Raw genomic sequence first — 25,447 nt, forward strand, 5'->3', positions numbered from 1 at the left:
TCCTGTGGCAAAACCCGGTATAGTAACCCCAATGCCGTTAAGTTAAGAAATTCGTGTTACAATGATCAATGTAACATACTGAAAAACAAGGATAAATCAATGAAGCCGACTTAGCAGTATCCATGCCGGCATTCTTGCCCATCTTTCAAAGCTTCTCCACTCGCCCGACTTCATCGCCGCGCATCGGACTCACGACAAAGCCCTTACCCTGCAACGCGTTCTTACCTTTCCAGTGTTGGTTTCTTTCCTGCTCTGCGCCTTCAAAGGCAGCCTGCAAACCCTGTTGGACGATCTGTTCACCACACTGGATGGTCATTCATTGCGGGCCGTGAGTAAAAGCGCCGTTTCTCAAGCCCGGCAAAAACTCAAGGCCACGGCCTTCGAAGCGCTGAACGACAGTTTAATCGGCTTACTCAATGAACTATTGCCCGAACCTCGCTGGCAAGGGTTGCGTTTAGTCGCCACGGATTCAACGACCTTACGTTTGCCACTCTGGCTGGAAAATCAGGCTGAGTTCGGCGTCCAAACCGACAGCGGCGACCAGCCTTATGTGTTGGCGCGCGCCTTGGGGTTGTTTACCACCACTTCAAAGCTGAGGATCAAAACCGTACTGGGGCGTTTTGACGATGCCGAACGAGCGCTGCTGGTACAACTGCTGCCTCATCTTGCCAGCGACGATCTATTGGTCATGGGTCGCGGCTTTCCGGCGGTGTGGCTGTTTACCCTGTTACAACACCGTCATTTGCCTTTCCTCGCCCGCATGGACGGCAACCAATGGCCGACGGTGGACAGGTTTTTACGCTCAAATTTGTCCGAAACCGTGATGACGCAACCGGTATCAGCTAATGCCCGACGTCAAGCACAGGCAGTCGGCATGACCTTGACTGCCCAAACCTTGACTTTTCGCCTGATCAAAGTCGTATTGTCCACCGGCCACATCGAAGTTCTGGCGACATCGCTCACCGATGCCGACGCTTATCCCGTCCAGGCTTTCGCTGAGTTATACCATGCGCGTTGGAACATCGAGGAAGCCTTCAAAGTTCTCAAACACTGACTCTACCTGGAATTCACCGGCGAATTACCCGAATCGATACGCCAGGATGCGCATGCCAAACTCTTTACCGCCAATTTAGCGGAAGCCCTCGCACGCCAGGCTTACGAGACGCTACCGGACAATAAAGCGGCGCGTTATTATCCCAACTTCACCTACATCCTAAACTCCCTGAAGAACCGGTTGTTCGTCTGGCTTATTCAGCGCGTGCCGCACGATCAGGTGTTGGAGTTGATTGCTCTGTACGCCAGAACCCTCGAACGCAAACGACCCGACCGAAAAGCGCCTCGTCCTAAAAATCGTGTCAGCCCCAAGCCTAGGCGGTAGTATCGGTGAGGCTTAACTTAACGGCATTGCCATACATCCCTCCTATTTAGCTCTATTAATCCCCTCCCTCTCTGCAACCAACACAGCGTTGCCCTAACTCCTGCATCCATGCAGTCCTCCAGCATTAGACGGAGTAAATCCTTTCTCTTAATTGGGTACTGAAAGTTACATTTATTTTATCGCTAAATCTTCAGCACCAAGCCGAAACGGTCTCGGACTAAATCCCAAATCACGGGTTGCATCATGATGATCGAAAACCAAATCATGATTTGTGCGTTCCATCATTGAAAAAGACCAACCACGATAGCGTGGCAAGATTTTTAGGATGACAAATCCTATCCGTAATAACAGCATAGGAATTTGAATAAAACGCTGCTTAAGACCTATAGCATTAAATATGCGAGCAACCATATCTCTATAGCTCAATATCTCCGCACCGGACAGATTGTAACTCTTATTGGCCACATTCTCGGCAAACAAAGCGGAGACGCAAGCTTGTGCCACATCAGAGCAATGAACAGGTTGTCGTAATCCCTTAGCCTGTCCTAGCAGCGGAAAAAAGTGGAATCGGCGAATCAAACACCCAATTTCACAAATATTTTTATCGCGACCCAGTCCATAAATTAATGTAGGCCGCAGAATGACACATTCAATACCAGCATTGGCAGCACATTCCTGCACATCAAATTCTGATTTTACAAAACGCTGGGCAAGCATTTGGTCCACGGGATCTGACGAACCTTGTTTAGTAAAACGACTAGTCGATGACAATACTACAACACGTTTTGCTTTACTCGCTTGAATCGCGGCAAAATACGACGGCAAAGTCCAAATCGGTGCCAAACAAATCCAAAAAGAAATTTCTTCATCGTCAACCTTAGACACTAGTGATTGGACAACTTGCCATTCTACATTTGACATAACAGATTTAACTGACTGACGAGAAAATGCAACAACATCAAAACCTGCTTGCACGAGCAAAGGCAAAATGGCCAACCCAACATGGCTGGTTGCACCCAATACGCCTATGCGTTTTCTAGCCATTGAAACCATTATGATTTTAAAAAACGCGTAAATGTCAAATAACCTGCCACCAGCAAAAACCGAAACCAGACACCGAGTGCAACTAAAGTCATTAGCCCCCCAGGATATTGATGGCGAAAAAACTTACGGTAGAAGCGTAACATCCCTTTGTGCTTATGCCATTCTACAAATAGGGGACGGGAGCGACCACATGCACCATGCACGTGTGCAATCTTTGCGGTTGGTACAAACTTGATTTTCCAACCTTTTTGCCGAAAACGCATACACCAATCCAGGTCTTCGCAATGTAAAAAATAGCCGTCATCCCACTCTCCCACATCCTCAATCGCCTGGCGCTTAACCAACATGCAAGCACCCGAAATAGCTTCTACCTCTATTGGCTTTTCAGGCAAAGGCTGTTTGTGTAAATGAAAGTCGAAAAACAAGCGAGGCCAACGGTTATCAAGCCTAGATAATCCGAAAGCACGTACAAAAGAACGCCATGGTGTAGGAATGGCACGTCGCCCACCCGCTTGCTCAGTACCATCCGGATTAATTAAAAAACCGCCGACCATACCAATGTGATAATCCAGCGCCAATTCATTCATCAAGTCCTGCAACGCATGCTTTTCAACAAAGCAATCGGGATTGATGAACAGTAAATTATTGGTACTCGCAAGCTTTATGCCTTGGTTACATCCTGCCGCGAAACCTAAGTTTTCAGAATTTCTTTCAACCCTCACTCCAGGTATTGTCAATAATGCATTAAGGCTATCGTCCTCTGATGCGTTGTCTATAACAATGATTTCCACATCTTCAGAACAGTCCAACAAAGACTCGACACAGAATTTTAACAATTCACCAGCGTTGAAATTGACAATGATTGCCGAGAGTTTTGCCGTCATAAGTTCTTTATTTTGCGATTATTGGCGAATGGCTGTTTATCCAAAACACGCCAAATATCGATAATTGATGCAATACGGTCCTTCTGAATCTTCTTGCGTTTTTTCCAGATAGACTTTAAACCTTTTACGGCATCGATCTTCGCTCGGATAATAACTCGACTGTGACCATGAATTATGAAATATATAACTGTCACAATATTTAATGCCAAATGAAAAGGTATTAATAACCAAAAAAGCAACCCAGGCATATTTTTGACAAAAGCCCAGACAAGATTACGATGCCCGTGGTAAATAGAAAAATCGCTATGCTGACCACCTGTCATCGCCGAACCAACATGGTGGACAACAGCGTTTGCAACGTACATAGCTTTATTTCCCGCTAAACGTAACCGAAAGCCTAAATCGACATCTTCAACATAACAGAAAAAGTCCTCGTCGAAACCTCCTAGATCCAATAAAGTCTGGCGTCTATACATTGCTGCCGCCGCACAAGGTGCAAATATTTCACGTGATACAAGATCGACATTTTCTATAGATTCACCGTGCTTATTCCGCCAAACCAAGCCGGAAAAATGATAACAATCTCCGGTACCATCGATAAGATTCTCCGAACTATAAATCAATTGGCAGGATCCAAAAGTGGCCACATCAGGGTGATTTACAGCAGCTTGGAGCAATCTATCTAACCATTCTGGTTCGGCGAATGCGTCAGGATTCAAGAGAACAACGAATTCGGTGTCGCATAGCGCCAGAGCTCTATTATTGGCCGTTGCGAACCCCAGGTTTGTACCAAGATTAATAACAGTAACTCCTGGTAGCCCATCCGCATGGTCAGCCGAGTTGTCCGAACTGCCATTATCCATGACCAATATCCGATCCGGCAAGGTGGATTGGCGTAGTAAGTGATCGAGGCAAACATGTAGTAGTTCGCCACCATTCCAATTAACGATGATTACGGATACGGATGGTGTTTTCAATTTAAATTTCGGCCCGAATGCAATGGGTAAGCCTCACGCTAAACAGAACAACTCTAGTTCCAAATATCTAGCAAGACTACCTACACTTGAATTGTGTGACGAGCAGTCCCAACTGCTCAGAATTCTATTTCAGCTAATCGCAAACTTTCGGGGGAACCAATGTCCCGATGGTAATCGGCATTGTGAAAGGTTTGAATTTTTCCGAGGAAATACGGTATTACGTGCATACTTATATCGAACTCTTCTGTACCTAGGCTAAGCATAAAATCAACAACTTCCGGCTCGAACAAATAGACAGCAGCACTTGCCCTACGCCCAGGCGGATTAGGTTTTTTCTCATGAAACGCAACAACTAGACCGTCCCCGTCCAACTCGACGATACCGCAACTTTGAGGAACATCAGTGTCAAAAGTCATCATGGTGATCAGCGTTCCCTGCCTGCGGTTAGCATGTGCCTGAATAAACGCGTTGGGATCAAATCGGGTCAAATTATCGGCATGCGCTACAAAAAAAGACTCGCGCCCAAAATAGTCGCGATTGACCAGTACTGTGCCTCCGGTGCCCAATAAGCGGTCTTCATGAACTAGATCGACTTTCTCTCGCCAAGACGATTTGGAAACATACTCTCGAACCACATCCGGCAGATAGTGAGTATTGATCAGTGCTCTCTCAATGACTGCAGGCAACAATAGATCCAGCCAATACCCCAACAGTGGCTTGCCGTGAATCGGTACCAGACATTTCGGTATAGTGTCGGTAATGGGACGCAAGCGAGTACCAAAACCAGCAGCAAGCAACAAAGCCTTCAAATCTTCAACTCCTGAATAATATCTTGAGCAGACAAGGGTAAATTTCCCATCCTGCTGACCTGACAAGCAGCCGCTATTGAACCGAGATAAGCGCTCTCCCAAATGGTCGCGCCGCATACCAATGCCATTGAAGCACATGTCAATAAACAGTCTCCCGCACCGGACACGTCTTTTGGCGCTTCGTTAAAAGCAGGCAATTGATCGGTAATCAAGCCGACACTATTAATCTCAGGGGTATGCACCAGCATGCCTTCCGATCCCAGGGTAATAAACACATGACCGGCCTTGGCTTTACGCAGCAGCTTTTCGGAAAGCACTACCAATCCCGATTCTTTATCTTGCGCGGCGATACGCGCCTCATGCTCTGTGGGGGTTATTAAATGCATACCGGTAAACCGGGACACATCACCCATTTGTGAGGACGCCTGACTATCCGCAACCATCGGTACATCACATTTGACACAATAAGAACTGATGGCATCGACCAATCCCTGCGGCAGACAACCGTAGTTAAAATCGGAGAAAATCAACAAGTCCGCTTGTTCAATTGCCGACTTGATTTTTGAGAACAGCTCTTCTGCAATCTCATGATCAATCGCGTGTTGACGCAGGTGACTAACCCGCAACAACGTTTTGTCGCGTGCTCTAAAGCGTTGTTTTAGCGTGGTTGGCCGATTCGCATCACGAATTAGACAAACGTCGACACCTTGACTAGCCAGTCTGGCTTCGGCAAAGCTGGCTGTTTCATCATCGCCGGAAACCCCAAAATAATACGCTTTGGCCCCCAAACCCCGCGCATGAGCGGCGACGATACCGGCACCACCGACAAATATATCGCGCATAATCGGCGTAACCACGATGGTTGGGTCCTCCTGAGACATACCCAGCGGATCGCAAGTAATGTATTCATCGACAATCAGATCACCAATCACGATCACCTTGAGCTCAGCGAATCGGCCAATCATTTCAATTAAGTCATTGTGCTCTATATGGTGCCGCTTCCGGTAGCTAGGTGGCTTGCGGATAGACCCCAGGTTGACTTCACTGAGTTCGCGACGTAACAGATCAAACGATGAAAACCTCGCCTCACCGGCAGTAAAAAGCAACTTTCCGCCGTAGCTCTCAACTGCGGCCAATTCAGGATTAAAATGTTCCTCATGTTCCTTGCCCTTAACCACCATATCCGGTTTCAGGAGGGAAATAAACTCTTCAACAGAGCACGGCAACAAGACGGCAAAATTCACCACACCGATAGCCTGCACACCCTCCAGACGAAGGTTTTCAGGGACCAACGCCCCAATCGTATTATCCCTGGCCACTCCAACCACGAGAACGTCACCACACTCCGCTGCGAAATTTAATAACCGCAAATGTCCTGGATGGACCACATTGAAGTTGCCAGAAACAAATACAATTTTGCGCCCACGTCCCGCTGTTTCCCGAATCCGGGCAATTATTTCCAAACATTTTTGCATTAGATAAACAACTCCAAAAGCCTACAAATCAAGTTTGTCAGCCACCTTAAAACGGTTAATATTACTGTTTAATTAATCGAAATGCACTTCAAATGAACAACTACCAGTACGACTATGCAGTCATCGGCGCCGGCATAACCGGTTTAGCGATCGCCCGCAGCCTGTTGACTAGACATCCCGGCGCAAAAATCGGTGTCTTTGAAAAAGAAACTTCTCCGGGTATCCATGGCAGCGGCAGAAACAGTGGCGTGCTGCATTCAGGCATTTATTACCCCGAGACATCGCTTAAAGCGAAATTTTGCGCCGCAGGATCAAAACAACTCGCTGAATTCTGCGAAGAGCATGACCTCCCACTTAGCCGCATGGGGAAAGTTATCGTGCCAACCCGGCCGGAACAAGACGCGCAGGTCGAATTGTTGTACTCAAGAGGCAAACACAATGGCGCAACAGTTAATATAATCGACCGCCGACAATTGAAAGAAATTGAACCCGAAGCAGCCAGTGCCAGTGACCGTGCATTGCACTCGCCGAACACTGCCGTCGTCGACCCAATGCAGGTATTGCGAAAACTTAACCAACTATTAGAATTGGAAGGCGTAACTTTCCACTACGGCGAAGGGCTTGAAAGCGCACAGCCTGAACAAAATTGCTTTACCACCCAATCAGGGAATAAAGTCAGTTACAGCACTCTATTAAATGCCGCCGGCCAGCATGCCGACAGAATCGCCCATCTGTTCGACACGGCCAAGCAGTACACTCTGCTCCCTTTTAAAGGCATGTATTTCTCGCTGGATCCACAATCTGGAATTCATTTGAATGGTTTGGTTTACCCGGTACCGGACTTGAATGTGCCATTTCTAGGCGTACATAGCGTGAAAAAAATCAGCGGCGAAATCTATTTTGGACCTACCGCTATTCCCGCGCTCGGCAGAGAAAACTACTTAGGCCTTGAAGGCCTGGAACCCGCAGAAGCCGCCAGAATTTGCGGAAACCTAGCCATTCAATACTGGAAAAACCAACAGGGATTTAGAAATTACGCTCATGAAGAAGCAGGAAGATTCCTCAAGTCTCGCTTTGCAGCGGCGGCAAAAGTATTGATCCCCAAGTTACAAACCCACCACTTGATCCCTAGCAGCAAGGTCGGTATTAGAGCACAATTGCTAAACACGGAAACTAGACAACTTGAAATGGATTTTATGGTGCATACTCATCACAACACTATCCATGTACTTAATGCAGTATCGCCTGCTTTTACCAGCTCATTTCCGTTTGCAGATTATGTTGTAGATACAGCATCATGAACATACTTCGCCCGCGATCATGCAATACAATCCAAAGACGTTATCCTCTATTTTTTAACTCCGGTAAACTTCAGGTGATACAGAGGTAAGTTCAATACGACTGATTGCAGCTCTCTTTCTTAGGGGATAATCGACAAAATGATAAATTAAGCATGAAGCGCTTAGGGCGATTAATACCTGTGTTATTCCAAAGTTTAGGGAGAAATGGTTTTTTAAAATCCAGTTATAACTCAAAAAAAGTACCGGATAGTGAGTCAAATACAGGGGATAACTCAAGTCGCCAAGGTAGTTTCCTAATTTTCTTGCAAATGCATTTAGAAAATTACCCTTGGCAAAAAGACAAACCAATAATGTTGTCCACCATATAACGTGATTAAACCACCCATTTAGCAACGGGTCGACCACTATGGCAACTGAACCCGTACAGCCCGTTAACATTAACCACCAAACACGGTTGACGTTTGTATAAACAATCCAGCCTGAAAGCCAAGCCCATAAAAGCGCAATTACCGAAATACCAAAAGTATCGGAGCCAATATATAAATTTGAAATTTTTGGTCGCAATATACAAAAAACTATTGACCCCAAAATGAAGCATAAAGTCCATCGAACACGCAGTCGTATCAGTAATGGGGCTAAAACGTAATAGACGCACTCAAGCGAAAGAGACCAGGCCGGAAAGAGTACTGCTAATCTAGCTACTGGCACAAACGCTTGAAGAAGGAACGCTGCTGCTAGCCAGCCGGAGACAGTCGGAACTGGAAATGGATTACCTTTACCATCGAATAAGATAGGACCAGAAACCAGATAGGCTAACAAGGCTATAGTAAGAGATGCAATATGAGTAGGTGCTATTCGCCAAAACCGACGGGAAGCATAGTTACCCGGTCGCTGTAATATAGAGTGATGAATACTGAAGCCAGATATTACTAAGAAGCAGTAGACAGCTACCAACGCATTGCTAGAAGGCACTGGCATCGCTCTTTCCACTGGACCAAAATTCGCAGTGTGCGCGAACAAAACCCAAACAGCCAATACAAACCTAATATATGATAAGGTTGCCCATACGTCAGGCGAAACACGATTTAATATTTTCATTATAAAAGGTATCTTGAATTTTGAAATCGTCTCGCACTTCCCAAGCGGGCCCTAAGCAAAAATATAAATGCTAAGCATCAGCGGGCATAATAATCCGATTTTGATTGACGTTGTTTACGATTTAGGGCCAATCAATATACTAAAACATGTATAAAAGTTTTGATTACTGTGGAGATAATCCGGAATGTTTCTTTAAAAAACCTATGCCAATTGAAGAAACAGCCAAATGTGAATAATCATTAGGCGTCAATAGCGACAAATAGTTTGATAATAGTGCTTTCTCATCCTCAGAAAGCATTTCCCCCCCTCCCAGTCGCTGAAACATTTCATTGACAAGTTCGAGAATATCTTCGGATGAATTTTCCTCAACGATCAGACCGGCATCGGTGTATTGGTGTGTAAAAAAGAAATTCCCCTCTGGACAGCCGAGCAATTCATCAAACCTCAAATAGCGGTTCATTTGTTCACTCCAAACCAATTTAGGGATACTTAGATCACAATACCGAATACCAAGGGTTGCCACTGGAATCATATTAGCATGCGCACAAGGCACTCCGAAAATCATTGATAAAAAAGCTAGCCCTGAAGTACAACCAAGAAAAAACTTGGCTTGCGCACAAAGTACAACATCCATACGCTCGGATTTAAAGGGGTGGTGCGCATAATCTATAACCCCTTCCATTTCTGGCAGCGGCTTCATGGTATCGTCGCCCATTCGCACACAAATCCCACCTCGTTTTACAATTTCGTTTATAGCAGGAATAACTTTTTCGATATTTGAATTTCGATGGCTTTGAATGGCTTCGTTATTGGGAATAAAGCCTCCCTCCCTAACATGGATGCAAACATACCACTTGTCTTCAGGGATACCCAACCTAGCGAAGGCGTCTCTACCCCATGAAATATCGTTGTTTGACAATGTTAAAATCGCTGAGCGTTTCCCCCAAAGATTATTAATTCGATATACCGGCTGCGCACCGAAAAAAGTTGAGTCATACTTTGAAAGATCATCTCGCATAAAATAACGCCTAGTCAAAGCATCGAGCAAATAACACTTCCATACCTTTCTTATAATCGGAAAATAAGCCGACCAATAACTCAGTAGGTGTTGATTCGCGACTCTATTATCAGCAGCAGTGATAAACCATTTTCTTTTCTTGATTAGCCCAAGTTTAAATTCTTTAAGCAAAGTATCAGGCTGAACTGACAAATGACCAATATGCTCTATTCGAATTACCAGCCTTCGGTAGCCTAGTAAATGTCCAAATGCCGAAATCGGTAGCATAATAAACCAAGCGATCTCACACAAAATTCTTTTTGTTATACCCCGAATTACCCATATAGCCCCATATTTTTTATACCTTTTTAAAATTTCTTTAAATAGAATATAAAAATAGACTTTATTATAATTAATCATTAAATATACAACTTAATTACCTAAAAAGGCTGACAAATTACTACGCACGACTTAACAGTATTTTTGATTATTTCATTTTTTTGAATAGGCCATTTCCAAAAATACTATATTCTCTAACAGCGATTCAAGAGGGCAAACTCAAAAGCGAACTTAAACTCATATCAACAACTTGACTAAAGATATTATTCATAGAAAATCAAACTATAGTAAACAGCGTGAATAGCCCCTAGAATGAGTCTTACCTGTTTTGATGAATTCGAAAATCCTATTAAAACAGTCAATACTCAACTACCTGTTGAGATTGTGAGACCAATACGAGAAAAGCACTACTGACCCTTAGTCGCTAAAACACGATCAGCAAGCAATATTTTCAGCGTAAGTTAACGTTGAATATGAATGAAATACAAAACGCCTTGCCAGTAGACTATAAGACCTGTCGTCTGAATAGGAAATCTTAAATCGTTCTATTAAATCGCGCCATGCACGACGCTCAACATGTTCAGGTGAACATCTATTAGGACTACAAGTGACCGAAAAATAACAATGGCCCTTCTGCAGCCGTTCCTCATTCGAACAATGGCGTTAAACAATTCATCTTAGTTAGGCCGCAAGCCCCTTATTTACACGTGAAGAGAGACGGCGCATAAATATAATTACGGAGTGGTAATCCTTCAAAACCATCAAATAAAAATAGCTTTTTTAGGAAACAAATCAGCAGGTATCACCTCACCTTAATCAGCGTCGTTGAGCGATTGCTCGGGCCAATCCGTCAGCAGAAACACATGAATTCCAAGACATATCCTTCAATACAGTAATCATAGGTCGTCGCAGCAATACCCATCGACAATCCCTTCACAGTGTGCAATATATGGCTTTGAAGCCAATGCCCTTGCTAATAACTGCTCCTATTTTGATTCAATTCGCTCATGCAATAGCGCAAACTTATGATGCCTTTGTGTTTCCGGTTATTCCGGCGGCATTTCCTTTGCCTCATACCTTGTCGAAAGGTAGCCTGCTTTCTAACTAGACCTCAAAAATGAAGCCAAAAACCTGAGAGGTGCCGTTATACGCCAAGAATTGGATGTGTATACTTGCATTAACTTTCTCTCAATCTCATCACGTTCCGTATGAAATCGATCCCTCTCTACGATACGGGCTTCCTTCTCCTCTTCCAATCTCCGACAGATCGCAGCTAAACCGGTTAAATCAGGAGCACGAGCGGATATAAGCTCTGGATTGTCGTATCGAGCAATCATAGCTTCGCTGGCTGAGGAATGAGCAGTTGCAACCTCTAACCCGCATTTGAAAACCCCACTTCTCGATTTTTTGACAACCACATGAATGTTAAAACAAGGCACCCTATCGTCTTGCGGAGCAAGATTAGCGGAATTACTCGATTGAAACATTGATTCCTTGCGGATATCCGCTTGAATACCTTTAAGACTGTTTTCACCTGCTTGGGCAAAAAACATATCCAGTATTTCATACCCATTGGCATTCGCTAAATCACGAAAGAATAGCGGCGTATAGCAATAATAGCCATGATCCAAATAGCCGCTAGCAGGCAATACACAATAAAGCACGCCTCCAACCTTAAGCGCGTCATGCATAATTGAAAAGCTATTCCACTGATTAAATACATGTTCAGTAGTGCCAAAATTCAATACAACATCAAAACGCTCATAATCTTCAGCAGGCAACGGATCAAAATTCAAATCCAACAATTGGGTTTTGAATGCGGGACACACGTCAAAAGCTTTATATTCAATATTAGTAAGATCAGTGATCTCAGAAAACAAAGTGGTACGCTCATCAGGTCGAGGAGTAGAAAAATATTCTAACCTGACCGCTTCATCATTAAAATGGCTTGACGAAACGTCTCCACCTTGATTAAGGACGAACTCTTTAATTTGATCGACTGTGCAGTTGTAGACATTTTGTGGACCAATATCCAAAACTTTATTCTTGTCTTTTGAAAGAATATTTTTTGATTGTAAATATAACATGCACTCAATGTTCATCCCCATCGTCTACCCCCAAGAAAACCAAACATTTAACTTCAAAACAATTCAATTAAAACTGAATAACTAGCGCACAATAACAGACTTATTGTTGTTCAGAAGCCCAAGAAAAACCAACATATTTAAATAACAATTCCGTATAACACTTAAGCAACAATCTAATCAATTAAATTAGCTTTATTTTTCTTGAAATATGTGGCGCAGGGGTGAGCATTCCCCCATAGCCAGGGTTCACAACCTGCGCCCGCCAATAAATCGCTATCCCTCATCTTTGGCAGGCCATCTCTGTTAAGAAAGTCTAGAACTTCTTCTGTTGCATCTAATATATCCTCCGCAGAATTAGATACCGGATAAAACCCGCCAGCATTCATGGAATCAATGTTAAACATTTTTGATCGCATCTCAGGTGTAAAGGCTTCGCGCATTTTTAACAACCGACCCTCATGCTTTGACCAAAACGGCTTTAATACAAACAAAACTCGATTGTTCCACGACTGTGCATAATTTGAAACGCAATTGACTAAGAGTGTCGGAGTATTAAAAGAGATAACTGCATTTGTTGGCCCTGATGTGGTACCTAAGAAAAACCTAGCATGAGACCACAAATATACATCAAACTCCCTAGAGCGATATGGACTGTGAGCCAAATCAATAGTCATCGGCATACTCTCAAGCTTAGGCATGGAAGGATCCCCGATCCTAATAACCCATCCTCCTTCCTTATGAATTCGCTGAATTGCGGGAATGTAACTATTTAATGGCGAATTTCTATGACTTTGAATAAATCCAAAACCCTCGCCGTAGAACCCACTGCTGCGTACGTGCAAAACAGCAAACCAGGTGTTTTGTGGGACGCCTAATGCATGTAGTTTATCTCGTCCACGTTTTACAACAAGCGGATCAGCGGAAATCAATGGACCCAGTTCGCGTTGATCCCACTCGATAAATGCTCTAGCTGCCGCATCTGACCAGTCAATTGATTGACCTTGCTCATTTATGTAGCAGTTAAACTGCTCACCACAAATACGCTGATAAGGAAACAGCGCGTTGATAAAATCTATATCTTCAATAATTACTAAATATCTATCAAAGCACTTTAAAAAATCATAATTGGCAACTTTACTTCTCGGCGCCAAGAGTATCCAATTGCAATCAGGCCTAATACCTAAACGCTGCATTTTTAACAACGCATCTATCATTCCTATGTGGCCAATTTGAGTTACCCATTCATAAGGCATTATTCTAATTGGCTTATCTGGATCAAATTGCTGAATTTCTTTTAATTTATCAACTAAATCTATCGGTAGCTTTATTTCTTTGGATAAGCGATCCTGAGCAGCCATTGCGATCCCAAATATTTCCAGTCCCTTTTTGGAATTACCATGATTTACTAACAGTTGTCCCAAGTAATGACAAGCATCGTATAGATGCAAATCATTTATTCCAGTGAGATCTAATGCTGTTGGCTTCCACCCTTCTCTGTCATATCGAGCAGCTAGATTTTGATGAGGCATCGCATATTTCACATCCAACTTAATTGCGTTCATTATCAACTCGACCGCGACGTCTATATCGCCGAATATCAAATTGGTCAGAGCCAAATTGTAAGATGCATCCGCATTTTTAGGCTCAAGGGCATGCGCCAAACCTAATAACTCATGAGTAAAAATATAGTTATGTTTTGAGAACTGAACGCGCGCGAGGTGATTTAACACAATATCAACCCCAGACAACCCTAGTAATGCAGATGCTTTAAAATTATCAATACATTGTTGTTCTTGACCCTCGGCAAAATGCATAATACCTAACAATAGGCTCTGATATTTTTTGCGCACAAAAAATAGCTTACCTGTAAGACGAAGCACAGGCAACGCCGCATTCCGAAATAAATTATCGATATTTAACTTAAAGCTATCGCCAACCGGGTCAGTCTCAGCCAGTTTTAAAAGCATATAAAAAACCAGCCGTTTTATAGGCTTAGTTAAAGTATTTTTATTAATCGCTAAAAATCTTCTTATCATTTTCTATCCCAACCAGTTGCGAATTTTTACATCAAGCAATAATTTGTAGTCATCAACCATTTGATCACCTTCCGCAGGCGCAAATTTGGCGAACTCAGTGGCATTCTGCACAAATGGACCGTTAGTCACCTCATGAAATATCAAAACCTCAGAACGCACTACTATTGTGTGGAATAAATTGCTATCTAACCGGTAATAAAAAGAATGATCTCGGTCAAACTGAATAACCTTATGAATCTCTCCGCTGTCTTTGAACACAACGATGTCCGCCTTCCCCTCGATAAGGTGAAAAGATTCGCACTTGTTATCATGCCTGTGTGGGCAAATATAAGACCCATGATTAATCTGGATTATCATCTCCTGAATCAATGCTGTATTATCCTTGTGTGCGCAGACTCTAGCCCGATTCTTGGGGCTAGAAACAGCCATTTGGTTTAGAAGGGTTAAAACTGAATAATCTATAGAAACAATTTCATCATTACAAACAAGCACGTCACTAGACTTAAACAAGAAACTTTCACTATTCATATATACTAAATATTAAATGCAGAAATAAACTGACCGCCGTTCTTAAAAAAACTTGGCATAGAAAAACGAACTTTAGCTTCAACCTCAGGACCTAGCATCGACACGCAAATTGATATCCCTGACTCTTCTAACGCACTCGCCTTTCGTATTCTCAGAGCCGAGCCAGGCATATACATTCCGTCCTTAATAGGATTATCATCTACCACAAACTCAAATAAATCATGTATATCGTAGAAATTTAAAAATTTTGCTGCGTGATGACCCGCCCCAAATACCGCCAGCTTTTCGCCATTCATTTTTAGCAACGTAAATTGCTGCCTCAGAACAGATTTTTTTTTCTCATATCCGGAATTGAATTTTTGAAGACTGAGTTGAAGTTGGTGAGGCATTTTTTTTGTTTCGTTAGAAGTTGGCAGTGCTTCGAACTCTGGAACTTTAACAATGGCCACGAGTGCATTTTCATAGTCATAACTATACTCGACAAAGTTAACGACTTGCCAACCCAATCTACCGACTAAATCTGAAAGGGTATCTGGTGTAAAATATGTAAAGTGATCCTCCCAAATCAAAGCATGATTTTCTAAATTTAATATCTTCTGGCAATTTGGAACTTCCAGCAGAATATAACCACCCGGCCGAACTATACTACCTAGTGACTTTAAGAAACCAATTGCGGACTCCGCATGCTCCAGAATAAATCTGGCAGACACTAAATCTATCTTACCTAGGCTCAGACTAATACGCTGCAACCATTTTTGCGAAGACAATATACTTTGCAATACTTCAAGACCTACATGTTCGTTCCAAAACTTCCAACGACTTAGGTCAACATAATGAATATTCTTATATCCAATGGCACCTATGAGATTCAAGAGATCTCTATCTATATAGGATAAACCGAGTATTCCCGAATCCAGACTAATACCTGGCAGTTTTTTTATTATTTCGACTAAATCCGGTAAATGTTTTTGAGGCTCTCTAAATGCTATCTTTGGATTTTTTCTCGCTAACACCCGAATCGGAAAGCGTTTAACCAGCTGAATTGTTGAACAACTTCGACAAAACCCCAAGCTTAGCTCATGACTTATGGTAATTGGTTTGCCAGATATACCATGAAAAAACCCAGTGGATAATGGCTGAATCCCAAAGGAGACTATCTCTTCAATATCTGCTGAAATGCAAGTTGTGCAAAGTATTTCCCTTCTTGACACACTATTAACCCAGCAAACTCTTAGCTATGGAGTAATCCACCACTTTTGGCTCCGGTAAAGGAATAATAAATTTCCCGCCAGCCTCCAAGTAAGCTAGATTCTTCTTAATAATAGGTAAGGAATAAACCCAAGCGAGAATTACGATTGCTTTAGGCAGATGATTAACTATCTCATCCGATGAATAAACCTTGATATGGGCACCAGGACTATAAAGACTATGCTTGATGGAATTATCGTCATAAATCCTTTCAAGAACTGTCTCCAGTTCAAAGTTATAAAGCAGCGTTGTTGTTGTTGTCGATGCGCCAAAACCGGAAATTCCTGTCATATCAGGGCTTATTTCTCGTAACAGCCTATTTGTTGCATCTTTGCAGGCAACAATCCGGTTGCCATAATCCTTATATACATCGATTCTGGCAAATCCCTGATTAAGCTCATTCGCCATGAGTTCTTTAAGGAACTCTGATTGTTCGCGCCTACCGGAGCTTTTCACTTGCACAAATCCCCGTATCGATCCTCCTTTAGTTGAAACCAGTTCCGCGTCAAAAAAACTCAAATCCAAAGAATTAAAAAAACGCTCTAAGGGGTTAATTGTGTGGTATGAAACATGTTCGTGATATATCGTATCGAAAACCATGTTATGGATCATATCTGGTAAATATGAAACTTCAAATACAAATACGCCGTCGTCAGACAATATATTACGTATGCCAGCAGTAATATCTCTAAGATTATCGGCGTGAGCATATACATTGTTTGCACATACAAGAGTAGCTTTGCCAAGTTCGTTGAGAATGTCCTTGGATAATTCCAGACTAAAAAAATCAGCTATAGTCGGTATTCCTTGTTGATTGGCATATTCGGATACAGCATCGGAAGCATCAACCCCCTGTACCCTGTGACCCAATCCTTTAAACTCTTTTAAAAGCGAACCGTCATTGCTACCAATTTCCAATATTAGCCTTGGTTCGGTCAGCCCCAGCTTATTCACGACATGAACAGCATATTTTTTAAAATGTTCAACAAGTCCTAGCGAATGGGATGTTTTATAAGTGTAACTGCCAAATAGCAATTTAGGATCAACGACATCTAGGTTTTGTAAATGACCGCAGTCATTACATATATATACGTCTAGTGGGTATAATTCCTGGTTAATATTCTTATCTGCAACAAAAGCATCCCCGATGGGGGAAGGCTTCATGGGGATTGCTAATTCTAAAGATTCGGAATCGCACAAGCGACAGGTTTCACGGCGTTTCAAATAATTCATTAAATTTATCCTTTTGTTAAACCAATTCTTCTGGCCAGATAACAGAAACTCCGCCATCTACGTAAATATTTTGACCATTTACAAACGAAGATAATCTGCTACACAAAAAATATACTACGCTAGCGCATTCAGCGGCTGTACCCATACGCTGCAAAGGTACCAGTTTTTCATACTTAGCCATTTTTTTTTCATCTGACAAATAGAACTGCTTAGACTCTTCTTTTAGATATGTTAGGGGAGAAATCGCATTAATGCGGATACCCTGTGCTCCCAATTTAACGGCGTAATATCGGACGAGAGCATTTAAGCCAGCTTTTACCACATGATAATCTATGGGTTGCGATGAGCCTACATAATCGCCATACACTGAGCTCACTACCGCAACCGATTTATCACTATCGTCAGAAAAAATAGGTAAAAACTCATCGATAAGAACTTCTGTGGCGGTCAACGACACAGACAATTCATTGATTAAGGTTTTATCTTCCCCTCGATATCGTTGACAGAATATTAAGTAATTAATTTTCCCAATCTTTTCAAAAACTTTAGATACTAATATATTGGCGACATTAGGGGTACATGTTAGAAGATCAACACTGATATGAATCATATTCTCATAATCCTCGATAAAACCAGGACAATTCCTCGACAAAATAACAACTTGATGACCTAATTTGATGTACATAAGCGCAAGCTCTTTCCCCAGGCCTGAGCTTCCACCGACAATCACAACATTGGCTATTTGTTCGCTTTGATTAACCGGCTCACTTCGACTCATTTCCGTTCTCGCTGTCATCTAAAGCTTTAATAATTGCCGCCCCCAATAAATTATCGACGACCCATCTTGCAGCAGTCGCTGTCAAATGCCCATAATCCCAAAATACTATGTCTTTTTCCCAATCAGATTGTTCAGATAAGCGGGTCATACAACCGTCGCTATCACAAAATAGATCGCGTAATGACAGATAAACAAACTGCTTAGGGTAAACCAAATTCCGCATCTGTCTGTCCATTTCAAGAGATGCAGGATTGATCTTACTAAAGGTTTTTTCTGGAATAGGCTTACCTTCACTCACATAATCTTTAACTAACACATCAGGTAAGTTATTGGTCCAATTTGGAACCTCTCCAATTAAAATGACCTTATTTGCACCCAAGGTTGATATATTAGAAAACCTTTCGGAAAGATATTGAAGAAAGCTCGGCCACTTACCATAGTTTTTAAAAAAGTCTTTTTCCACATGTGACCAGAATGAATCGACAACTAAAACATTTGGCCGAATCAAGCTTATCGCTTCAAACGATTTGCGACTGTATTCCTGACATGCTGGATCAGAAATATCATCACTAAATAGTGAACACGATCCCGAACTTATTTGATAATAATTAAAGCCTTGTGACTCTGACCACGCTCTGAGTCCTAATGACAAAGACGCAGAATGGGAATCTCCGATCAATAAAATAGTTTTCTTTCCAGTTCCAACTTGATTGGGAGGAATACAGTTATTTTGTGAATAAAAATCAAAATTCTTGTGTGGCGGGAGTTGAAAACACACGTACCCCTTGAGATCAGTAAGCTCTTTTGGCCCGCTTGCTTTTATTGCCTCAAATTTTTCAATCAAGTCCAAGCGGTTTCCAGTTTCACGAAACTTTCTAAACCCATGCGATTTATAAGCAGCGATTCCGAGTCCCGCCATTGCAACCATTGCTATCACTAACCACCGCGTTTTCTTCCGACTATCGCCACCAAAGCGCAATGGCTTTTCTATAAACGTGTACGTCAACCACGCAAGTGCAAGCGCTCCAACCAGTCCGCCGCCTCGCACCCAGGCTGACGGGGTCTCGTTTGCCAATATTCTTAGGTAAACCAAAATTACCCAATGCCATAAATACAGTGGGTAACTAAGCTTTCCCACCCAAACCATAAATTTATTCGCTAGTAAAACTCGGTTTACTACGGCCTTTGGACCCGCCCAAATTAACAGCGCTGCCCCAACCGTCGGAAATATGGCCCATTTACCCGGAAAGTGCATTTGGTTGTTGATCAGAACCAACCCCACCACCAGTAAACTCAAGCCCACAAAGGCTTTGACATTTGCCGCCGCCTGCCCCTTGGCTATAGCCGCTTCAGGTTGATAGATAACCCGCTTACCCAAACGATCTAACCATCCATCAAATCTGCTGCCCCAACCCAGGGTATCAATCATTATTAGGGACAAAACTGACCCTACCATCAATTCCCAAACTCGGGTTTGCGGTTGATAAAAATTAAATACGGCGTCCTTGTATACAAAATGGAGATTCAAGCCAAACGAGATCAGGCCGACTAAGATCGTGAACGTCAGGAAGTTAAGTTGACGCTTGCATGCACACCACACGAGAAACGGGAAAAAGATGTAATACTGCTCTTCTATACCTAAGGACCAAAGATGCAGCAACGGCTTCGATTCCGCTACCGCATCAAAATAGCCACTTTCACCCCACAGTATGAAGTTGGAGATAAAACCAGCCCCTCCGTAAATGTGTTTGCCTAATTGCCGATACTCATCGGGGTAGAAAATAAACCAGCCCGCCAAAAAGGCACTCAATAAAACGGTTATCAGCGCTGGAAAAATTCGACGAATACGACGAGCATAGAAATCTCGAAAACTAAATTCTCCAACTAACAGACTTTTGAAAATGATGGTCGATATTAAAAACCCAGAGATTACGAAGAATATATCGACACCGATAAAACCACTGCGCAACACATCTGGATAGGCGTGGTATATCAATACCGATATTACCGCCACCGCTCTTAATCCATCAATGTCGGCTCGATATTTTGGATGCGTCAACTCTTCACGCAACTCTTCTTGCTGTTCGCTCATTACCAATGACTACTCAAACATCTTTATCATGCAACGCCCGCTTAGCTGACCAGAGCGCATACTATCAATTGCTTTGTTAATATCCTCTAATGAAAGAACATCGGTAATCAAGTTGTTCAACTTTATTTTCCCAGCACCAAATGCGCCTAGATAACGAGGAATATCAAGATTTGGCACAGACTCGCCACCATGAGAGCCGGAAAGCACCTTACCAAAATGCAAGGGCAACGAGTAAATATTGATATTGTTGCCTTTGCGCGGCACACCGACCAAGGTCACTCTGCCTTGCGGCTTGGTGATTTGGTACCCCAATTCGATAATGGCCGGTTGACCGGTGTTGTCGATAAACACATCAACCCCTTGCGCACCGACAATTGCTTCTATCGCTGCTTTGGCGTCTTGTGTATTGGAATTGATCAAATGGGTGGCGCCCATATCCTGAGCCAGCGCCAAACGATTATCGTAAAGGTCTACCGCAATGACCGGATATGCTCCCACTAAGGCTGCTGCCTGAACAATATTCAAACCAACTCCGCCAGCGCCAAAAACCACGACCGCTTCGCCGATCCGTACCCGAGCATTGTTTTCCACCACACCAAAGCCGGTAGTCACCGCGCAGCCAAACAAAGCCGCCACTTCCAGGTCGCTATCGGCAGGAATAGCGGTAACGCGGTTTTCCGCGACAATTGCATACTCGTTAAAGGTCGCAATCCAACCGGCGTTGAGTTTATTCCCGCGCCAGCTATAAACCGGTGGTGCACCTTCTATGCCCAGCCCCTTACGCCAATGCAAAACCACCACATCGTCTGGTTTGACGTGTTTAACACCCGGTCCGATTTCAACAACGGTTCCAGACGCTTCATGGCCTAATAAGTGCGGTAAAAATTTATCTTCGCCTTTCGCTCCATCGATTTCGCCGATCTGCGAACCGCAGATACCGCTGTAGTGCACTTTGACCAATACTTGACCCACTTCCAGCGTTTGCGGTAACTCTACCTCATCAATTACCAAAGGCTGGCGCTGCTCGACCAGAATGGCCGCTTTCATTGTTTTTGGAATTGCCATGCTTATGTCACTCGAAATAAATTAAAGAATGGTCGCCGGTGTAACCGGTTTGTTTAAACCACCACTCCCATTCTTCCGGAGTGCAAAAAGCTTCGCAGGTTACCTGCCAATAAAGCAGATTGGCTTTTTCCTCTTCATTGCGATACGACTCGACGCAGAGATATTTATTTTTCTTGCCGACCCGCTCCATTTCCCGTAGCGCTTTATCCAGGTCGTAATTATGCAGGTTATGCAGCGTGGTAATCGAAAACACCAAATCGAAATAATCGTCCGGAAACGGTAAGTCATTGGCATTAGCCACTTGTAAGCGGTCTTTGATTTCTTCCTTGGCGTTTTCAATGGCATAAGGGGAAATGTCGATGCCGTATATTTCCACCCCGGGCACCAGCAAGCTGATTTCGTAAAGCTGAAAACCCTTACCGCAACCCACATCCAAAATCTTGTCGCCGGGTTTAATGCCGTAATGATCGATCATGGCTTGCGCCACTAGTGCCCAACGGCCTGGCATATATTTGTAGCCGCCGTAGCAAATCCTGCGGTCGCCATCCCAATAATCAAAGTCCCATTTTTTCGCCAGTGCGGCGGCTTTGGCCTTGGGGTACTCGGGTTCGTTTACCCTTGCCAGATAATCCCGCGTCGTACTTTTATGAACCGCAGACATAAAGTCAATGTATGCCATGTATCGCTTCCTTTTGGAGTGTTTTGAGAATTTGTCTAGCCTTTTTCAGCTGGCTTTTTCTGAGATCGCGTTCGTCAAGCAAGGAGTCGGCGAATTTTCTGCGTGCCATATGCTCCGGCAAGAACACGTTCATCGCGATACAACACCATTTGATTTTGTAAACGGGCCGTAATAATTCGGCGCGAGCTGTAAGCGTTGCCGATTCCGGAAAGACACTCAGGCATTGCCGAACGAAGGCGTCGTAAAACTCGCTCGCCACGGGTACCGCCAGTTGGGCAAAAAAATCGCCGACCATTTTCGCCGGGTCGTCGATGCCGGCATATTCAAAATCAATGAATTTGATTTTGCCGTCCGTTTGCAGCAAAGCGTTATGAAAGCCAAAATCGGATGGCGACACACAGCAATGCTGACTATCGAGCGCTTGCTCCAACTGGCCAAACTGACGGGCTCCTCGACTTACCGAATCAGCCAGAAAATCCCAATATTCCTGCAGTTCCGCGAGAAACTTGCCGGCCTCACCATCCTCATCCGGCACTGCCGGTAACGCTTCGCGCAACCGGCCGATTCTCTTTTCTATCAAACCGAGATGCTCAGCGATAGAAAAGCAAGCCTCGGACGCATGCGGCAAATTCAGGGCGTTTGTTCTGGCATCTGGCTGGTTTAGCGCGCAAAAAAAATCCGCCGCCTGCTCAACATGCCGCCAGACTAGTTCATCGGACGCAATATGCCTGCCGTCGACATAGGCATATAGCGCAACGCCCGCGTCGTGATCACAGGCATAAACGCGCGGCACAAAGTCTGAAGCGTATGTATCGGCATACTGTAAAAACAGATATTCCGCCTTCAGGCGGTCGCGCTGGTCTTTGTCGCTGCGAAAATATTGTTTGACCGCGAACTTTCCCGCGCCGGTTTCCAAACGATAGATGCGGTTATTGCCGCCGGCGTTAGCCGGCTCTACGGATAATATCTTCGTGGAGATACCAGCCTGCCCCAGCAGCGCCTCGATAGGAAAATTGGCGTTAACTGTCTGATTCATCAAGCGACGAGACACTCGGCAATAGCGGCCCAGGAGCTAAAGTGCTTCAGTTCTTTGAGACTCGACTGCGCATGGTGGCATTCAGGATCGAAAAGCCAGCGTTCGGCCGTGAGCGGAAATCCTTCCGCCATCAGAATTTCCGGTAAATCGTCGACAAAAATATCGCATTGCGTGTCGGCTATGCGCGCGATTTTTTCCTGCTTGGTCAGTTCAAAGTAGATCTGCGACGCAGGAATCAATGGCTCGCCATCCGCCAGCAAATGCCGCTCGATCCAGCCGCGAGCCGAGGCGTGAAGATCGTATTGCGGCCCCAGAAACGGATGGCGGGTCTTGTGGCTGACTATCGCCAGGGCATGACCTGCTCCACTGGCTAGACGCATGAACTCGATGACTCCCGGATAAACCGCAGCTTCATCCATGCGGGCACCGTAGACATAGCCCTGCATTTCCGTCCACCGATCTTCCTGACCTACCGCGCGCAAGTGGTCTCGCACCGCCAATTTGTTTACCGGTGTCTCTGGCGGCACCAAATTTTGTTCTCTGGCTACTTTATGAAACAGTTCGTCGTAGCTGACGATAGTATTGTCAAAATCCAGGCCGATACGCATGCCCACCTCAACCAGCAGCTAACGCAAGCTTTACTTTGCTGGCGATGTTTTCAGCAGTCAGCCCGTATTTTGCGCGCGCATACTCCTGAGTTCCCACTTCGTGCATGAACTCGTCGTCGGTACCGAAACCCAATAACCTAGGCTTAACGCCATTTTGCGCCGCAAGCCATTCCGCGATGCTGCCGCCGAGGCCGCCAATTTTGCTATGTTCTTCCACCACCGCCAGCAGCGAAAATTTGCCCGACACCTCCGCCAACATGACCAAATCAAGCGGTTTGACGGTATGGCAACTTTCCACTCGCGCCGAAACGCCTTCCTGCTCAAGTAACTGCGCGGCTTTAAGTACTTCAGGCATGATCGTGCCCGTGCCAATCAAACAAACATCAGCACCGCCCTTAACCGTGATCGAGTGTCCGATTGCGAAAGAGTCGTCAGGCTTGGGAATGATCTCTTCGCCCTTCTTACCTATCCTGATATATACCGGGCCGTCCAATTTCAGGGCCGCGCGCATGCATTGCCGCAATTCGACCTCATCGGCGGGCGCCAATACCGTGATGTTCGGTAACACACGCAAGATCGCCAAATCCTCGCAGGAATGGTGGGTTGGCCCCAATTCCGCATACGATAGTCCGGAACCGGTTCCAACAATGATGACCGGTACGTTGTGATAGCAAGCATCCACCCTGATTTGTTCAAAGCAACGGGTAGTGGTAAACGGAGTGATGGTATAGACGATGGGGCGTAGACCGGATAACGCCATACCCGCGGCCACGCCCATCATATTGGCTTCGGCGATCCCGCAATTGATAAAACGCCCTTCGTTGGCGCTTTTAAATTTATCGAACAATTTATTGCCGATATCGCCGGACAACAACACGACGCGCGAGTCCGCTTGACCTAATTTAGTTGCCTCATCGGCAAATGCGTTTCTCATGCCGCCACCCCCAATTCTCGCTTGGCCGCGATCACTTCTTCCGCATTCGGTATCCGGTAATGCCAGTTGTTATCATCCTCCATGAACGACACACCCTTGCCTTTTACGGTATGGGCAATCACCGCTACCGGCTTGCCGGAAGTATTCGGCTTCGCGAGCACATCCAGTATTTGTTCCATATCATGCCCGTCGATATCGCAAGCATCCCACCCGAATGCCCGCCATTTTTCAGCAAACGGCGCCAATGCCAGCACCGATTCGCTACGGTCGGTAGCCTGCCATTTGTTGAAATCGACGAACACCATTAAATTCTCCACTTTCTGGGCAGCAGCCAACATCGCCGCTTCCCATACCGATCCCTCGTTGCACTCGCCGTCACCCAGCAGCGCGTAAACTTTGTACGTTTGCCGCTGAATTCTGGCGGAAAGGGCCATGCCCAAACCGATGGGCAGACCGTGCCCCAGGGAACCCGTTGCCGCTTCGATACCCACCAGATGATCGGGCGTGGGCGGATGTTCGGCAAAAATACCGCCGTCTTCCCCGTAAGCATCCAGCCAGGACTCCGGGAAAAACCCTTTCATGGCCAATACCTGAAATAAAGCCGGCGCACCGTGCCCTTTGCTTAAAATAAATCTATCCCTGTTCGGAGCCGCAGGCGCTCGCGGGTCAATTTTCAGGGCCGAAAAATACAAGCCGACCAAGATATCAACGGTAGATAAACAGGACCCCAAATGCGGCGTGCCGGTCTTGTGAGAGTTTTCGATGATGCGTGCGCGCAAAACGCTGGCCAAGCCCTTGAGTTCGGAGATGTCGACCATGGC

Annotated in this window: 22 protein-coding genes; 2 read left to right on the forward strand and 20 right to left on the reverse strand. The window is 44.6% G+C overall.

The genetic code is table 11. From position 1 onward, the window contains the following. Positions 1-130: 130 nt before the first annotated feature. Positions 131-1,054 (forward strand): IS4 family transposase, encoded by a 924-nt coding sequence (locus ACWAU0_RS21695; protein ID WP_458139247.1) that lies wholly within the window; start codon positions 131-133, stop codon positions 1,052-1,054. Between the two features lie 495 nt (positions 1,055-1,549). On the opposite strand, the gene ACWAU0_RS21700 is transcribed toward ACWAU0_RS21695, so the two are convergent. The 5 genes from ACWAU0_RS21700 to ACWAU0_RS21720 all read right to left on the reverse strand — a co-directional run bounded on the left by ACWAU0_RS21700 (position 1,550) and on the right by ACWAU0_RS21720 (position 6,567). Continuing rightward, positions 1,550-2,422 carry an SDR family oxidoreductase gene (locus tag ACWAU0_RS21700; protein ID WP_458137913.1) on the reverse strand — a complete coding sequence of 291 codons (873 nt, stop codon included), beginning with the start codon at positions 2,420-2,422 and terminating at the stop codon, positions 1,550-1,552. Between the two features lie 8 nt (positions 2,423-2,430). Then, on the reverse strand, positions 2,431-3,306 hold the full coding sequence (locus ACWAU0_RS21705; protein ID WP_458137914.1) for a glycosyltransferase family 2 protein: 876 nt from the start codon (positions 3,304-3,306) through the stop codon (positions 2,431-2,433). After that, positions 3,303-4,283 (reverse strand): glycosyltransferase family 2 protein, encoded by a 981-nt coding sequence (locus tag ACWAU0_RS21710; protein ID WP_458137915.1) that lies wholly within the window; start codon positions 4,281-4,283, stop codon positions 3,303-3,305. Before ACWAU0_RS21710 ends, ACWAU0_RS21705 begins: the two co-directional genes overlap by 4 nt. Positions 4,284-4,399: 116 nt before the next feature. Beyond that, positions 4,400-5,092: a nucleotidyltransferase family protein gene (locus ACWAU0_RS21715; RefSeq protein WP_458137916.1), complete on the reverse strand. Its 693-nt coding sequence runs from the start codon at positions 5,090-5,092 to the stop codon at positions 4,400-4,402. Further along, the gene (locus ACWAU0_RS21720; protein ID WP_458137917.1) at positions 5,089-6,567 is read right to left on the reverse strand and encodes a PfkB family carbohydrate kinase; all 1,479 of its coding nucleotides are present in this window, start codon (positions 6,565-6,567) and stop codon (positions 5,089-5,091) included. The genes ACWAU0_RS21715 and ACWAU0_RS21720 overlap by 4 nt, the downstream gene beginning before the upstream one ends. Positions 6,568-6,659: 92 nt before the next feature. Between ACWAU0_RS21720 and lhgD the strand changes: the two genes are divergently transcribed. Continuing rightward, the gene (gene lhgD / locus ACWAU0_RS21725; RefSeq protein WP_458137918.1) at positions 6,660-7,868 is read left to right on the forward strand and encodes an L-2-hydroxyglutarate dehydrogenase; all 1,209 of its coding nucleotides are present in this window, start codon (positions 6,660-6,662) and stop codon (positions 7,866-7,868) included. 54 nt (positions 7,869-7,922) lie between these two features. Here the strand turns inward: lhgD and ACWAU0_RS21730 are convergent, their stop codons facing one another. The 15 genes from ACWAU0_RS21730 to ACWAU0_RS21800 form a co-directional block, all read right to left on the reverse strand. Further along, a complete protein-coding gene (locus ACWAU0_RS21730) occupies positions 7,923-8,966 on the reverse strand; it encodes an acyltransferase family protein (protein ID WP_458137919.1) in 1,044 nt (347 codons plus the stop codon). A gap of 163 nt (positions 8,967-9,129) precedes the next feature. Further along, positions 9,130-10,383 (reverse strand): TIGR04372 family glycosyltransferase, encoded by a 1,254-nt coding sequence (locus ACWAU0_RS21735; protein WP_458137920.1) that lies wholly within the window; start codon positions 10,381-10,383, stop codon positions 9,130-9,132. Positions 10,384-11,402: 1,019 nt separating this feature from the next. Continuing rightward, positions 11,403-12,410, reverse strand: coding sequence for a class I SAM-dependent methyltransferase (locus tag ACWAU0_RS21740; protein WP_458137921.1), 1,008 nt, complete (start codon positions 12,408-12,410; stop codon positions 11,403-11,405). 152 nt (positions 12,411-12,562) lie between these two features. Beyond that, positions 12,563-14,425, reverse strand: a complete 1,863-nt coding sequence (locus ACWAU0_RS21745; protein ID WP_458137922.1) for a TIGR04372 family glycosyltransferase — start codon at positions 14,423-14,425, stop codon at positions 12,563-12,565. Positions 14,426-14,428: 3 nt separating this feature from the next. Continuing rightward, on the reverse strand, positions 14,429-14,953 hold the full coding sequence (locus ACWAU0_RS21750) for a WbuC family cupin fold metalloprotein (RefSeq protein ID WP_458137923.1): 525 nt from the start codon (positions 14,951-14,953) through the stop codon (positions 14,429-14,431). A gap of 5 nt (positions 14,954-14,958) precedes the next feature. Then, positions 14,959-16,164 carry a methyltransferase domain-containing protein gene (locus tag ACWAU0_RS21755; protein ID WP_458137924.1) on the reverse strand — a complete coding sequence of 402 codons (1,206 nt, stop codon included), beginning with the start codon at positions 16,162-16,164 and terminating at the stop codon, positions 14,959-14,961. A 4-nt stretch (positions 16,165-16,168) separates the two neighbouring features. Further along, complete coding sequence (locus tag ACWAU0_RS21760; protein ID WP_458137925.1) at positions 16,169-17,434, reverse strand: methyltransferase domain-containing protein; 1,266 nt, start codon at positions 17,432-17,434, stop codon at positions 16,169-16,171. A 16-nt stretch (positions 17,435-17,450) separates the two neighbouring features. After that, complete coding sequence (locus tag ACWAU0_RS21765; RefSeq protein ID WP_458137926.1) at positions 17,451-18,212, reverse strand: SDR family oxidoreductase; 762 nt, start codon at positions 18,210-18,212, stop codon at positions 17,451-17,453. Continuing rightward, a complete protein-coding gene (locus ACWAU0_RS21770) occupies positions 18,199-20,304 on the reverse strand; it encodes an acyltransferase family protein (protein WP_458137927.1) in 2,106 nt (701 codons plus the stop codon). The genes ACWAU0_RS21765 and ACWAU0_RS21770 overlap by 14 nt, the downstream gene beginning before the upstream one ends. Before the next feature lie 9 nt (positions 20,305-20,313). After that, positions 20,314-21,369, reverse strand: a complete 1,056-nt coding sequence (locus ACWAU0_RS21775; RefSeq protein ID WP_458137928.1) for a zinc-binding dehydrogenase — start codon at positions 21,367-21,369, stop codon at positions 20,314-20,316. A 7-nt stretch (positions 21,370-21,376) separates the two neighbouring features. Further along, on the reverse strand, positions 21,377-22,048 hold the full coding sequence (locus ACWAU0_RS21780; protein WP_458137929.1) for a class I SAM-dependent methyltransferase: 672 nt from the start codon (positions 22,046-22,048) through the stop codon (positions 21,377-21,379). Next, entirely contained in the window at positions 22,035-23,084 is a 1,050-nt protein-coding gene (locus ACWAU0_RS21785) for an aminoglycoside phosphotransferase family protein (protein WP_458137930.1), read from the reverse strand. The genes ACWAU0_RS21780 and ACWAU0_RS21785 overlap by 14 nt, the downstream gene beginning before the upstream one ends. Further along, positions 23,084-23,692: a hypothetical protein gene (locus ACWAU0_RS21790; RefSeq protein WP_458137931.1), complete on the reverse strand. Its 609-nt coding sequence runs from the start codon at positions 23,690-23,692 to the stop codon at positions 23,084-23,086. The genes ACWAU0_RS21785 and ACWAU0_RS21790 overlap by 1 nt, the downstream gene beginning before the upstream one ends. A gap of 7 nt (positions 23,693-23,699) precedes the next feature. Beyond that, positions 23,700-24,626 (reverse strand): transketolase family protein, encoded by a 927-nt coding sequence (locus ACWAU0_RS21795; protein WP_458137932.1) that lies wholly within the window; start codon positions 24,624-24,626, stop codon positions 23,700-23,702. Continuing rightward, positions 24,623-25,444 (reverse strand): transketolase, encoded by an 822-nt coding sequence (locus ACWAU0_RS21800; protein ID WP_458137933.1) that lies wholly within the window; start codon positions 25,442-25,444, stop codon positions 24,623-24,625. Before ACWAU0_RS21800 ends, ACWAU0_RS21795 begins: the two co-directional genes overlap by 4 nt. Positions 25,445-25,447: the final 3 nt, after the last annotated feature.

The organism is Methylomonas sp. Uni0009, assembly GCF_054188105.3.